Here is a 13,079-nt window from a genome sequence, read left to right as displayed (position 1 = left end):
GTCCGGAACGAGGTTCCCTCTTACAGACACTCCCCCCGATAGGAAATGCCCCATCGATCGGCGCCCTGCCCCGAAAACCTCAGACGAATCAATATAGCATATTGCATATCATAATGCAGATGCTTTAATCCTGACAGCCTTCCATCATCCATGATGACCCAAACCCCGTTCGCAGGCCGCCTTGCATGCACACCACCAGATATAGCATAAGCTATATAATAATCAGTTTACTATTCCGAAATAAGCGCTCCTGTGCGTGGATGACCGTCAGTCTGACCGTTCTCGGGACGGCGCTCGCAGACCCTGCATTGCCCGAAACAAAACCGCAGACCGTCAGGAAAGCCGCCTCAGCCGAAAAACCCCCTGTCCCCGAACGGATCAGTGTGACAGGGCATCTCAACCGCGAACGGGCCCGCATTTTTCCGGGTCTCGGGGCAGTGGATTACACCATCGACCAGCGCCAGATCACCACGACACCGGGTGGTCAGAACGCAGCCTTCAGCCAGATCCTCCTGCGTGTCCCCGGTGTCGTTCTCGACAGCTATGGCGAGGTCCATGTCCGGGGTGAGCATGGCGGCCTGACCTATCGCGTCAACGGAGTGCTGCTGCCTGAAGGGCTGAACGGTTTCGGCCAGGAACTCGATACCCGCATCATCCAGTCCGTGGATCTGCTGACCGGCACCCTCCCCGCACAGTTCGGCTTTCGCACCGCAGGCGTTGTGGACGTGACGACCAAAACCGGTGACAGCCTCAAACACAATCAGGTCTCGCTTTACGGTGGGAGCTACAACACGTTTGTCCCCTCCGTGCAGCTTGGCGGCCAGCATGGAAAGCTGGATTATTTCACCACCCTGTCCTTCACGCGCAACACCATCGGCATCGAAAATCCGAGCGACACGTTCCGCGCGATCCATGATGTGACCGAACAGGAAAAGGCGTTCTCGTATCTTTCCTGGCATCTGGACGAGGCGAGCCGCCTCACGCTGCTGACCAGCGCTTCTTACGCGGATTTCGAAATTCCCAACTCTTTCAAGACTTTCGACACGAACAGCCCGGACTACACGACCCTTTATAACGTCGCAGGCGTCAATCCGCACGATCCGTCCATGAACTGGGCCAACCTGAACGACAGCCAGACCGAACAGAATTACTATGCCGTCCTGTCCTATCAGCGCACGACCGACCGGCTGAATCTTCAGGTCTCACCCTATTTCCGCTACGGCCGGATCGACTACACGCCGGACCGTGACCGGGACCTGATCTATCAGGGCGTGTCCGAACATGAGGTCAACGATTTCACGACCGGCGGCCTGCAGACTGACCTGTCCTATGACATCGCACGCCATCACACCTTACTGGCCGGGCTGCTGGGACAGTACACGTCCGAACGTCTCGATACCGACACACTCGCTTTTCCGGTCGATGATATGGGCAACCAGACCGTGAACACACCCGTGCGTCTGATCGATAATACCGGAAACTGGTCGGTCGAGGCCGGGGCCTATATCCAGGACGAATACAGGATCACGCGCAACCTGACCTTCAATTACGGCATCCGCTACGACCGTTTCGCCTCGTCTTTCGACAATGAAGGCCAGTTGAGCCCGCGTGCGAACATGGTCTGGAAACCGACGCGCACCACGACGCTACATCTCGGCTATTCCCGCTATTTCGCCCCGCCTTCCCCGCAATATGTCTACCCGTCCACCTTGGCCCGCTTTGCCGGAACGACGAACGCGGCCGCCAATACCATCGACAGCGCCACGAAGGTCGAGAAATCGCATTATGTGGATGGTGGCATCCTTCAGCGCATCACGCCCGGTTTTCAGATCACGCTCGATGCCTATGCCAAATGGGCGCATGACCTTACCGATCTGGGCCAGTTCGGCCGCGCGGTCATTCTCGCGCCCTTCAGCTACCGGCGCGGGCGTGTCTACGGCGCCGAATTCGGCAGTTCCTGGCGGCATGGGCCGTGGTCCCTGTTCGGCAATTTTTCCTATGTAAAAACCTCGGCCCGCGACATCAATTCGGCACAGTACCAGTTTGATCCGGCCGAGCTCGCCTATATCCGCACTCATGCGATCCAGCTTGACCATCAGGGCGAATTCACCGCCACGGCCGGGGCTTCGTGGACCACGAAACACGACATGGCCTATGTCGATTTCATCTATGGCTACGGCCTGCGCAGCGGCTTTGCCAATCTGGACAAGGAGCCGCAATACGACGTCTTCAATATCGGTTACCAGCATACGTTCACGAAGGTCCCTTTCGGGCATGATATCAAAGTCCGGGCTGATGCCGTCAATCTGTTCGACAAACGCTACCAGCTCCGGGACGGCAGCGGGGTCGGCATTTATCAGGCGCAATATGGACAGCGCCGGGGTACCTTCTTCTCGGTCGTCTCGGAGTTCTGAAACGCGTTTAGACCGGGACGACCAGCCCTTTCATGGGGTCCACGGCCGGGCCCGGAAAGACCGTTGCAACGGCCCGCGACGGCAGATGCAGGTGATCGCATAGCACCCCAGCCGCTACCGCCCGCAGATCCGTCGTGGGGGCAAGATCCCGGTTCTCGAACAGCTGACTGCTCCGCAGACCCGGCCAGGTTCCCCCGACTTTCCCGCCAGCCACGGCCCCACCGGCCAGAAAGGCAACCGTGCCCGTTCCGTGATCCGTCCCACCTGTGCCGTTGATGCGCACCGTCCGTCCGAACTCCGTCATCGCAAGAACCACCGTACGTTTCCAGCTTTCGCCAAGCCCCTGACGCAGCGCTCCGATACCGCGATCGAGCTGCGCCAGCGGACTGCCCAGCCGTCCAAGCTGCCCGGCATGCGTGTCCCATCCGCCAATTTCCAGAGCTGCGATCCGCGGGCCATGCGGCGTGGCCAGCATCTGCCCGGCCGCCGTGGAGAGGCGGGTAAAAGCATCGGGCTTGCGGGACTTTTCCGGAGCGGTGGGGGCCCCCATGTCCATCCTGGACGCCTCGGAAAATCCGCGGGCCTTCAGGGCGCTGCGGAAAGCAGGGCCTGTCACGGGATCATGAGCGTTCAGGGCGAGGATCTGGCTGTAGAGATCGGCGTCCGGATGCTGGCTTCCGGCCGGGGCATAGCTGCCCACCCGGGCCGCACCCCGCAGCAGAAGCGGCACCGTCAGCCCCATGGCCAGCCCGTAGCCGTCCGGCCGGTTTGCCTTCCCCTGAAGCACCGCAACGGCCCGGTTCAGCCACCCGCTGTCCAGACGCTCATCCGCGCCGCTTTCCAGATAATCCTGAGCCTCGAAATGCGACCGGCTGCGATAATGCCCCGCCACCGCGTGGATCGGCAGCATCTGGCCTTCTCCATACAGCCCGTGCAGGTTTGCAAGCGACGGGTGCAGACCGTAGAACCCGCCCAGATCGAGCAAGCCGCCCTCCTGCCCCGGTTCGGGGAGGACGAGCGCCCGGCGATACGTCACGAGACCGGGGTCGCCATAGGGGGTGACAGCGGAGAGGCCATCCAGCGCGCCCCGAAGGATCACGACCACAAGACGCGGATCATCCGGCCCACCGGAAGAGCCCGCAAAGGCCAGAGAGGAACGTCCAAGTGTCCAGCTGCCAGCCAGACCGAGCAGAGCAGTACGACGGGAAATCATCATGACTCAGCGCCTCTGGAATTCAGGGGAAGAAAACAGCAGGGCCAGCGCATCCTGACGCGACCCGGCATGATGCATGGCCGTGCGGGTCTGGGGCCGGAGAGCCGGCCCAAGGGCGATATCGGCAATGTCCATCGGATCGCCGCTGCGGACATGCGCGGCCACCCTCCACGCCCAGTCCGCACGGGCCAGCATGTCCGCGGGTGCGCACCAGTCCGCCGCATCGTCGCTCCAGCCATTGGGCAGCGGTGCCGTCCAGAGCGGCTGTCCGAGGGTGCTGAAAGCTGACGTCAGCTGATGGGCGGGGGAATGCGGATCGTCCGGGCGGCTGGGCTCTCCACCGACGGATAAGGCACGCAGAACGGCCGTAGCGTAGTCCATGGGCGAACGGAACTTGCCCCCGCCCGGCCCCGGATCGGGCAGATCCGCCAGCGCGAGGGATGCCGCCTGCAGATCGCCTTCACTGTCCCGCAAAACGGTCTCGACATGCCGCACGGAAGCAGGGGACGGCGTGTCCGATACGAAATGCCGGACCATCTGCGTGGCGATGTGGCGATAGGTCGCGGGATGGGTACCAAGGAAGTGCAGGGCCTGCACGCCGCCGTCCTCGCCTTCCGGAAAGGTCTGGCCCATGAGCGTTTTCGGTCCCGGTTCGTGCGCCTTTTCCCGGAACACGAAACCCGGCCGGTCTGCCTTCATGTCCACGCCCCAGCCCGTCAGGATTGCGGCAAAGGACGTCACATCTCCCTGATTGTATCCGGCGGCAGGCGAGACTGTGTGCAGCTCCAGACATTCACGGGCCAGATTCTCGTTCAGCCCGTGATGGCTCTTCCGGCCAGCCACGCTGCCCGGCCCGATGGAGGACGCATTGTCCAGATACATCAGCATAGCCGGATGGCGCATGACCGCCAGAAGCATGTCCGAAAAGCGTCCGGTCACATGCGGGCGGATGGCCTCGCGCATATAGGCGCCGATGACAGCACGCGTGCTGCCCTGCCGCAGGCTCACGGTGAAATGATTGAACCAGAACCACGCCAGCCGCTCCCGGAAGGGCTGATCCGTCAGCAGCAGGGTATCCATCTGCGTGGCGACTTCCCCCTGGAAGATCGGCTTGACCAGTGGATCGCCCTGAACCTTCGTGCGACGTTGTTCCCGCAGTGCGATCAGGCCATCGGCACAGGGAGATACCCCTCTGAACGTGGCTGTGTCAGGCCCGGTCAGCTGATGCGCGAGCCAGTCACGTAGCGACAGGCCCGCTCCATCCCGCGCACTCTCCCGCTGGCCCCACCCAAATCTGTTGATTGCACTGACAGGTCGCATGGCATCCTCACGATGTCGGAAGTCGGCACCCTACAGGACGCTGATCCCCTCATGTGGCAAAACCGGGGCAGTGTTGTGTGAAGTTTTCAGACACGCTCGCGATCGCTCACCCCGAGCGCAGCAGCCTGCGCATGAAGCCCGGCCTGCGGACCAGATGCGGCACGATCGGCGAGGTGTGCCGCACAATCGGATCCTGGCTCTCCCGCATGGTCAGACCGGAAAAGCTCTCCCCGACAATCCATGCCCCGACCGATGCCGTCACCCCATCAATCCGGTGATCGGCGAATTCCTGATAGATTTTCGGATACGCGCCATAGGCCCCGGCCTCAGCGCAAAGGGCGCGGCCATCACGCAGAATGCGCACGTTCTCGCCGCCACGGGCATGGATCGGCTTCTCCACATAGGCCCGGGGAGAAGAACGCCCGTCCTTGCCGGTCACGTCCTGCGCCGAATAAGCGGCGGCAAGCAGGTTGGGATGTCCCGGATAGCGTTTCCACAGAACAGGCAGCAGCGCCTTGTTGGACAGCAGCGCCGTCCAGGGTGGGTTCAGGAATGTGCAGCCGCAGTGCTCAAGGTGTCGGGCGCCGGGATCGCGGAACATCAGCTCCCACGGATACATGCGGATCATGCTCCGGACGATGCGCCCGCGATGCAGAAGCTGGCCGCCATGCGTAATTTCCAGATCGCGTAATTCGCAGTGGATCGCTTCAAGTCCCGCCTGTTCGGCCCATTGCCGGTAATACACGGCATGGGTCGTGTCTTCGAGATTGTCCGGATAGGGCACGATATGAAGGATGCGATCAATCCGCCCCTTCCGTCGCAGATCCGCCAGCCGATTTACAAGGGCCTGCGCGTCCAGAGGGGCATGAGCATGCGGATGTCCTCTCTGCCGATACCATGAGGTCTGCATCCGCGTGCTTTCGGGCAGTGTCGCGGGCGTGTCGGCATTATATTCGATCAGCCGGGGCTGACCGTCGCACCAGGCGAGATCGAAGCGCCCGATCAGAAACGGATCACGCCGCATCCAGGACTGGCGCACCACGTCCTGCACGGCAGGCGGAATGTGAAACGCATCCAGGCCGCCCGGCTGCCTCACGGCCTCGTCCACGACTGACAGGCAGAGCTGGTGCAGCGTTTCGGAGACTTTTCGGATCAGTGTGACAGCAGCCGCATCGAACTCGTAACGGACATCCTCGCGCCAGGCGAAGCTTCCATCGGCGTTGCGGTAATAATGGTAGCCGAGCCGGTCCGCCTCAGCCCTCCAGTCCGGTCGTGCAGAAGACGTCAGGCGGCGGAGCTGAACCATGCGCGAAAACTATTCGCCCCCGCCCGCATGGCCACCCGCGCTTTCGCCAAATCCTGCATGGCCCGCCGAACTTTCCCCGCCTTCTCCCGAACCGCCTTCTCCGGGGCCAGAACGGCCGCCGCGGCCATCATCGTCAGGTTTTCTGGAGGATCTGGGAACATACACCGCCCCCGAGGAACGTCCGGAATCCGAACAGTTCTGGGGACGCTGGGCCTGCGCGGTGGCAGGAGCGCACGGGTCTGGCCGGCCCGCCTGAGCCTGCATCGCCTGCGGGTTGCGCAGACTCAGACCGATCACACCAAGTCCCGTAACGAGAGCCCCGGCTCCCACACCCCACGCGATACGGTTCTTCATCATTCGTCTGCAAGGCTGTTTAACAGAAACTCACTGTAACATACCCGTTTGCAGAAGATATACCTCTCGTACAGCCAGATTTCAGCCTTGCAGGTCCGCCAGAACAGGGGCCGCAAACCGCCGGTTTTCCAGCACCGGCAGCACCCGACGCGCATGCGCGACCCGCTCCCGGTCCAGCGTCGCAAAGCCCAGAGCCGGCGCCTCGCCCAGAGCCAGCGTCACAACGCCCAGCGGATCGACCACCATGCTGAACCCGGTATTGCGGGAGCCGCATTCCCCGACCGCCACGACATAGCAGGTGTTTTCCAGCGCCCGCGCCACGGACATGATTTCCCAATGGCGTTCCTTGCCCGGGCCCCGCACCCAGGCGGCTGGCAGCAGCAGAACTTCCGCCCCCGCCAGTGCCAAATGACGCGCCAGTTCCGGAAAACGCACATCGTAGCAGGTCATCAGACCCACCTTCATGTCCCCGATCTGCACAACAGGCGGCAGTTCCAGCCCCGGCGAAGTGCGCTGGGATTCTTTCATGCTGAACGCGTCATACAGATGCAGCTTGCGGTATGTTGCGATGAACGCTCCGTCGCGCAGCACGAACTGCGTGTTGTAGAACCGTCCATTCCCGTCAGGCACATTCACACACCCCACGACAGCGATGCCCTGACTGGCCTTGCGCAGCCCTTCCATGAACGGGCCGTCCAGCGGCTGCGCCGTCTTTGGCAGAAGCTCGGGATTGTTGATATCCTGCGCCAGGATTCCTTCGGGCAGGACCAGAAGCTCGGCCCCTCCTTCCCGCGCCCGTGCGATCAGATCGAGGCATTGCCGCTGGTTGGTTTCCCAGTCCGGCGCAACAGCAAACTGTCCCAGAGCAACTCTCATCACCGCGTTCCATTTCCCAAAAGCCGCATGAACCATCATGCCCGTCGACCCAGCATGCCTGAGCGGCAGGACGGGGTGAAGATGAAATGCAGAACCCGGTTGGGTGATCCTGTCAGCCGCCAGCGCCCGGAACGGCTCTGATACTTTTTATTACAGAGACAAGGATCAACACATCGAAAAGAAAATGATGAAAATTCCGGACAGGACACAAATCAAGACCGAACAAGTTATGAATACAAAATTATATTTAATCTGAATTTGTTTAAAAAAATATCTAATAAATTTACATTCAATTTTCTGAATTCTTGTTTGTTCTTTCAAGGAACGCTCCTCTCCTCACGGAAAATAATTTCACTATTCCGTGAATTTATCCGAAATCAGGGCGGGAATATTACACGTTCCCCGCACTTCCCCGCGGCCTGCGGCGCGTCAGGACCGACCTGAAAATCTTTTTAAAAGCTATCGTGCCCGAGTTCATGCACATGTTCAGGACATCTTTTGACATGGGGGAATTAGTTGAAACTGCTTACCTTCCGCACGCTACGTTCCCTGCGGTTATCGGGACGCGGATATCTGTTTCTCGGAACGACACTGGGTGCCCTTATGCTAGGCACAGCAGCACGGGCCGATGACGATATCGTTTCAAAGATGGAACAGGAAATGAGCCGTCTTCAGGCAGCTCAAGCCCATGTGCAGGAAGAACAGCGCGCCATCAATCACGACATGGCCGTGCTGAAAGCGGAAATCGCCCGACACCACGCCTCAGGCACTTCTGCCACCCATGCGTCCCCCTCGCATGACGGACAGCTCGCCACCGCCCGTCCGGCAGCTCGCAGTGATGTCCACGCAGACCATGGCGAACGGATCACCACCGCATCCGCCCGCCGTCATGGCATCAAAACCGCCGAAGCCCCCCAGTTCACGGCCGCCCCCGGCGAAATGGCCGCCGCCACGGGAGCCGAACCCGTCCGCGGAGCCGTGGCACGACGCGACCGCGTTTCCCTCTCCCCCACCGGACGCGGCCTGGTCGACACCGGCAAGGGGTCGGAACTCGATGTCGTCGGCCACCGCGCCGAAGACGTCCTCGTCCACTTCGCGGAAAACGGCGTGGGTCCACACCCGCGTGAAACGCTGGGCGCGCAGTCCGCGGGTGCCGTCGGCGATCACGGCGTGTTCCGTCTTGGCCCGGTCACGCTCATGCTTGGCGGTTTCGTCGACACCGCCGCCGTACTCGAGAACCGCCATGTCGCATCCGATACGTTCAACTACTGGCAGGACATGCCGTATCCGAACGAGCCGCGCTATCACACCAATAATTTCGACGGCGGCGCCCGCTACAGTCGTCTGTCCCTGCTCGCACGTGGCAACATCAATTCCGAAGCCACGATCTCGGGCTTCTTTGAATCCGATTTCGGCGCGGGTGCCGTCACGACCGATCCTTACGAGAGCAACAGCTATTCCTTCCGCATGCGTCAGGCCTATCTCGCCTATGACGACAACAAGGCGGGCTGGCATTTCCTCGGCGGCCAGGCCTGGAGCCTCCTGACGCCGGGCCGTGCCGGTATCGTCGCGCGACAGGAAAGCCTTCCGGAAACGATCGAGGCCTCGATGCTTGCAGGCCAGACCTGGTCCCGTCAGTGGCAGGTGCGCATCGTGAAGGATTTCTTCCATCACCGCCTGTGGACCGGTCTTTCGATCGAAAATCCCGCCACACTGTATGACACGACCGGCTTTTCCACCAGCAACGGTGCCGTGTCGATGCCCAACGGCTCCACCGTCACGATCGGCGAGAACGGCGTTGGCCTGACCAACGACACAACCAATTTCTCCAACGAGATCGCGCCCGACGTCATCGGCAAGGTCGCTTACGATCCTGTCTGGGGCCATTACGAAATGGAAGGCATCCTGCACTTCCCCCATGACCGCGTGACCATGGGCAATACCGGCCATAACAACACCGCCATTGGCGGCGGCGCGGGCGGTTCGATGATCCTGCCGCTCATTCCCGGCAAACTGGAACTGCGCATGGCCGGGCTCGCGGGCTGGGGGATCAACCGCTATGGGTCCGTCCTGCTGCCCGATGCCACGCTCAAGGCCAATGGCAGCCCCGATCCGCTCTTCGGCGTTCAGGCCCAGGCAGGCGTCATCGCGCATCCCAACCCGCGCATTGACGTCTACGGCTATTTCGGCACGCAGCGCGTCGGCCATTCCTATTTCAACGAAAACGGCAACTCCTACGGCTACGGCAATCCGGGCTACTCCAACGCGGGCTGTCTGCAGGAACTCTCCACCCTGTCCTGCACCGCCAATACCCGCAGCGTTTCGGAAATCACGATCGGCGGCTGGTGGCGTTTCTTCAAGGGCAAGTTCGGCACGGTGGAAGCGGGCACGCAGCTTGCCTATTCGCGACGGCAGATCTGGTCCGGCATTGGTGGCGATCCGCATACCAGCATGAGCCAGATTTTCTTCGACTTCCGCTATCTGCCCTTCCAGTAAGGGCTCCCGCCCCGGGCAGGCTTATCCCCTGTTTGGGGCGCTTTTGTCTTCGTGGCCAAAGAACCGCGCATACAGCGTCGGCAGCACGAACAGCGTCAGCAGCGTCGAAGACACCAGCCCTCCGATCACGACCGATGCCAGGGGTCGCTCCACTTCCGCGCCCGACCCGCCCGAAAACGCCATGGGAAAGAAGCCCAGACTGGCCACGGATGCCGTCGCCAGAACTGGCCGCAACCGGCTGCGCGCCGCCTGAAACGCCGCATCCGCTGCCGCCAGACCGTCCTGACGGAACACCCGGATCTGGCTGACCAGAACCACACCGTTCAGGATCGCCACGCCAAACAGCGCAATGAACCCGATCCCCGCCGCAATGCTGAACGGCAGCCCCCGCAGCGCGAGCACGAAAATCCCGCCCGTCGCCGCCATCGGCAGATTGGCAAAGACCAGCGCCGCCGCGCCGAACGACCCCAGAGCCGCCACCAGCAGCAGGAAAATCAGCGCCAGCGCGATCGGCACGACAATGAACAGTCGATGCAGCGCCGATTGCAGGTTCCGGAACTGCCCGGCCCAGACCATCCGGTAGCCCGGCGGCATCCGGATCTTCTGCGTTACAGCCTGCTGCGCTGCCGCGACGAACGAACTCACGTCCCGCCCGCGGATATTGGCCTGCACGATCACCCGGCGATGGATATTGTCCCGGTCAATCCGCGACACCCCGTCCGACAGCACGATATCCGCCACCTGCGACAGCAGAACCCAGCCCTGCCCGTCCGCCCGGCGCACCTGAAGATGTCCGATCCGATCCACTGAACTGACCGCATCCTCCCGCAAACGCACCTGCGTCGGAATGATTGCGCCCTGAACCGTCACCGGCTTGCCGACATGGCCGCCCACGGCCTCAACAACCGCCAGAATATCCGGTACCGACACACCCAGCCGCGCCGCCGCATCGCGATTGACGTCAATATGCAGGAACGGCACCGTCCCGCTTCCCTGCAACGCCACATCCGCCGCACCGCGCACGGTTCGCAACGTCTCGACCACCTGCCCTGCAATCCGGTTCAGCTCCGCAAGGTCATCGCCATAGACCGAAATCGCAAGCTGTGTGCGCACACCGGCCAGCAGATCATCCATCCGCATCTGGATCGGCTGCGACCAGGAATACGCCGCATCCGGCCGCGTCTTTTCCAGCACGTCATTGATCTTCGTGACCAGCCCGGCCTGCGTGGACGCCGTCTTCCAGTCCTCATGCGGGCGTAGGAAAATGAACGTATCGGTCTCGTTCGTCCCCATCGGATCGGTCGGGATCGCCGCCGTTCCCGTACTGCTCACAACCGTCTGCACTTCCGGAAAAGACCGCAGGATTTTCTCTTCCGCCGTCACTCCCTCCAGCACCGTATCGAGCGACGCCCCCGGCAGCCGCGTCGAGGTCAGGACCAGCGAGCCCTCCTCGAGCTGCGGCACGAACTCGCCGCCCAGACGGCCGCCGATCAGCACCGCCAGCAGAAACGCCGCCACGGTCACGACCAGAAGCCGCCCGCTGTGATGCTCCGTCCAGCGCAGCGCCGGTTCGTAATACCGTCGCACCGTCCGCACGAACCAGGTCTCCCGGTCCGGCTGGGCATTGCGCATCACCAGCGCCGCCAGCACCGGCACACAGACGAAGCAGTAAGCCAGCGAGGCCAGCAGCGCCATGATGACCGTCTGCGCCATCGGCCGGAACATCTTGCCCTCGATGCCCTGAAGCGTGAGCACTGGCAGATAGACCATGATGATGACGAAGATCGCGAAACTGACCGGTCGCACCACAGCCTTTGCGGCATCCGCCGTCAGCGCGGCAAAAGACCCTGCCTGCCGGCGCTCCCCACGCTCGACCATGATGTGCTCCACCACGACGAGCGAACTGTCCACGATCATTCCGAAATCGATCGCGCCCAGACTCAGCAGATTGGCCGACACGCCGAACAGCCGCATCCCCGCCATTGCCGCCACCAGAGACGCCGGAATGACGGACACGATCACCAGCGCCGCCCGCCAGTCCCCCAGCACGACGACGAGCACGAACAGTACCAGCGCCGCGCCGATCAGCAGGTTTTCCTTGACCGTATGGATGGTCTGCCCCGTCAGGCTCGCCCGGCTGTAAAATGGCTCCAGAGTCACACCCGGCGGCAGAGACTGCCGGATTGTCGGCAGAACTCGCCCGATCGCCGCCAGCGTCGCATTCGAGCTCGCCCCGGTCTGCATCATCACGACGCCGATGACCGCCTCGCCCTGCCCGTCGCGCGTCACGGCTCCAAGCCGCGTGCGGGGACCAGCGGAGACAACGCCCATGTCCCGCAGCCGGATCACATGCCCGCCCGTACCCAGCTTCACCGGAATGGCGCCGAAATCCGCCAGACTGCCTATAAGGGCGCGGCCGACCACCACATTCTGCTCGGCATGATGCGCAATCCAGCCACCGCCGGACGACGCATTGTTCGTGTCCACAGCCTGCACGATCTCGCTGACCGAAACGCCAAACGCCCGCATCCGCGCCGGATCGACCGCTACCTGATACGTCTCGACCGACCCGCCATTGACGTTGACGTCCACCACGCCCGGCACCAGCCGCAACTGCGGCACGACTGTCCAGGTCATGAGGCGGTTCAGTTCCATCAGTGACAGACCGCCGCCCCGGATCTGAAGCTGCATGATCTCGCCCATGCCCGTCGCCAGCGGCCCCATCGAGACACTCACGCCCGGCATGGTGATGCTGTCCCGCGCCGCCTGTAGCCGCTCGGAAACCCGCGTCCGGTCCAGATCAATGTCCGTCGCGTCATCGAATTGCAGATAAACCGCCGACACCCCCGTCCGCGACACGGAGCGCAGGTCTGTCACGCCCGGAATCCCGGTCAGGCTCGCTTCAACCGGAAAGGTGATGAGCTTCTCGACCTCTTCCGTCGCCAGACCGGGTGCCGTGACCGAAACCATGACCTGTTTGGGCGAAATATCCGGCACTGGCTCGACCGGCAGGCCGGGTACCGTCATCACCCCGCCGATCATCAGCGCGACAAGCAGGCCCAGCAGGACAAAACGGTTGGACTGGAAAAAATGCAGCATG

At 62.3% G+C, this 13,079-nt stretch carries 8 protein-coding genes; 2 read left to right on the top strand and 6 right to left on the bottom strand.

The window, feature by feature from the left end:
- The first annotated feature begins 260 nt into the window (after positions 1–260).
- Positions 261–2,414: a TonB-dependent receptor gene (locus KP701_RS08295; protein ID WP_252345494.1), complete on the top strand. Its 2,154-nt coding sequence runs from the start codon at positions 261–263 to the stop codon at positions 2,412–2,414.
- Between the two features lie 7 nt (positions 2,415–2,421).
- Here KP701_RS08295 and KP701_RS08290 read toward each other — a convergent pair whose 3' ends face one another.
- From KP701_RS08290 to KP701_RS08270, 5 genes are all read right to left on the bottom strand, one after another.
- Positions 2,422–3,630, bottom strand: a complete 1,209-nt coding sequence (locus KP701_RS08290) for a DUF1501 domain-containing protein (RefSeq protein ID WP_215746761.1) — start codon at positions 3,628–3,630, stop codon at positions 2,422–2,424.
- Between the two features lie 3 nt (positions 3,631–3,633).
- Complete coding sequence (locus KP701_RS08285) at positions 3,634–4,947, bottom strand: DUF1800 family protein (protein WP_215746760.1); 1,314 nt, start codon at positions 4,945–4,947, stop codon at positions 3,634–3,636.
- A gap of 106 nt (positions 4,948–5,053) precedes the next feature.
- Complete coding sequence (locus tag KP701_RS08280; RefSeq protein WP_215746759.1) at positions 5,054–6,253, bottom strand: glutathionylspermidine synthase family protein; 1,200 nt, start codon at positions 6,251–6,253, stop codon at positions 5,054–5,056.
- Between the two features lie 9 nt (positions 6,254–6,262).
- Positions 6,263–6,610: a hypothetical protein gene (locus KP701_RS08275; RefSeq protein WP_215746758.1), complete on the bottom strand. Its 348-nt coding sequence runs from the start codon at positions 6,608–6,610 to the stop codon at positions 6,263–6,265.
- 78 nt (positions 6,611–6,688) lie between these two features.
- Positions 6,689–7,483, bottom strand: coding sequence for a deaminated glutathione amidase (locus KP701_RS08270; RefSeq protein ID WP_215746757.1), 795 nt, complete (start codon positions 7,481–7,483; stop codon positions 6,689–6,691).
- A gap of 660 nt (positions 7,484–8,143) precedes the next feature.
- On the opposite strand from KP701_RS08270, the gene KP701_RS08265 reads away from it, so the two are divergent.
- The gene (locus tag KP701_RS08265) at positions 8,144–9,979 is read left to right on the top strand and encodes a hypothetical protein (protein WP_252345493.1); all 1,836 of its coding nucleotides are present in this window, start codon (positions 8,144–8,146) and stop codon (positions 9,977–9,979) included.
- A 21-nt stretch (positions 9,980–10,000) separates the two neighbouring features.
- On the opposite strand, the gene KP701_RS08260 is transcribed toward KP701_RS08265, so the two are convergent.
- Entirely contained in the window at positions 10,001–13,078 is a 3,078-nt protein-coding gene (locus KP701_RS08260; protein ID WP_215746755.1) for an efflux RND transporter permease subunit, read from the bottom strand.
- Between the last annotated feature and the right edge of the window lies 1 nt (position 13,079).

It is taken from the genome of Gluconobacter sp. P1C6_b (assembly GCF_018811945.1).
In the GTDB taxonomy this organism is placed as follows: domain Bacteria; phylum Pseudomonadota; class Alphaproteobacteria; order Acetobacterales; family Acetobacteraceae; genus Gluconobacter.
This window is presented reverse-complemented; position numbering and strand designations above follow the sequence as displayed.

What these genes read in the sequence shown, in the direction of transcription:
- KP701_RS08295 (WP_252345494.1), top strand. Translation starts at nt 261, where the DNA reads ATGACCGTCAGTCTGACCGTTCTCGGGACGGCGCTCGCAGACCCTGCA.
- KP701_RS08290 (WP_215746761.1), bottom strand. Translation starts at nt 3,630, where the DNA reads ATGATGATTTCCCGTCGTACTGCTCTGCTCGGTCTGGCTGGCAGCTGG.
- KP701_RS08285 (WP_215746760.1), bottom strand. Translation starts at nt 4,947, where the DNA reads ATGCGACCTGTCAGTGCAATCAACAGATTTGGGTGGGGCCAGCGGGAG.
- KP701_RS08280 (WP_215746759.1), bottom strand. Translation starts at nt 6,253, where the DNA reads ATGGTTCAGCTCCGCCGCCTGACGTCTTCTGCACGACCGGACTGGAGG.
- KP701_RS08275 (WP_215746758.1), bottom strand. Translation starts at nt 6,610, where the DNA reads ATGATGAAGAACCGTATCGCGTGGGGTGTGGGAGCCGGGGCTCTCGTT.
- KP701_RS08270 (WP_215746757.1), bottom strand. Translation starts at nt 7,483, where the DNA reads ATGAGAGTTGCTCTGGGACAGTTTGCTGTTGCGCCGGACTGGGAAACC.
- KP701_RS08265 (WP_252345493.1), top strand. Translation starts at nt 8,144, where the DNA reads ATGAGCCGTCTTCAGGCAGCTCAAGCCCATGTGCAGGAAGAACAGCGC.
- KP701_RS08260 (WP_215746755.1), bottom strand. Translation starts at nt 13,078, where the DNA reads ATGCTGCATTTTTTCCAGTCCAACCGTTTTGTCCTGCTGGGCCTGCTT.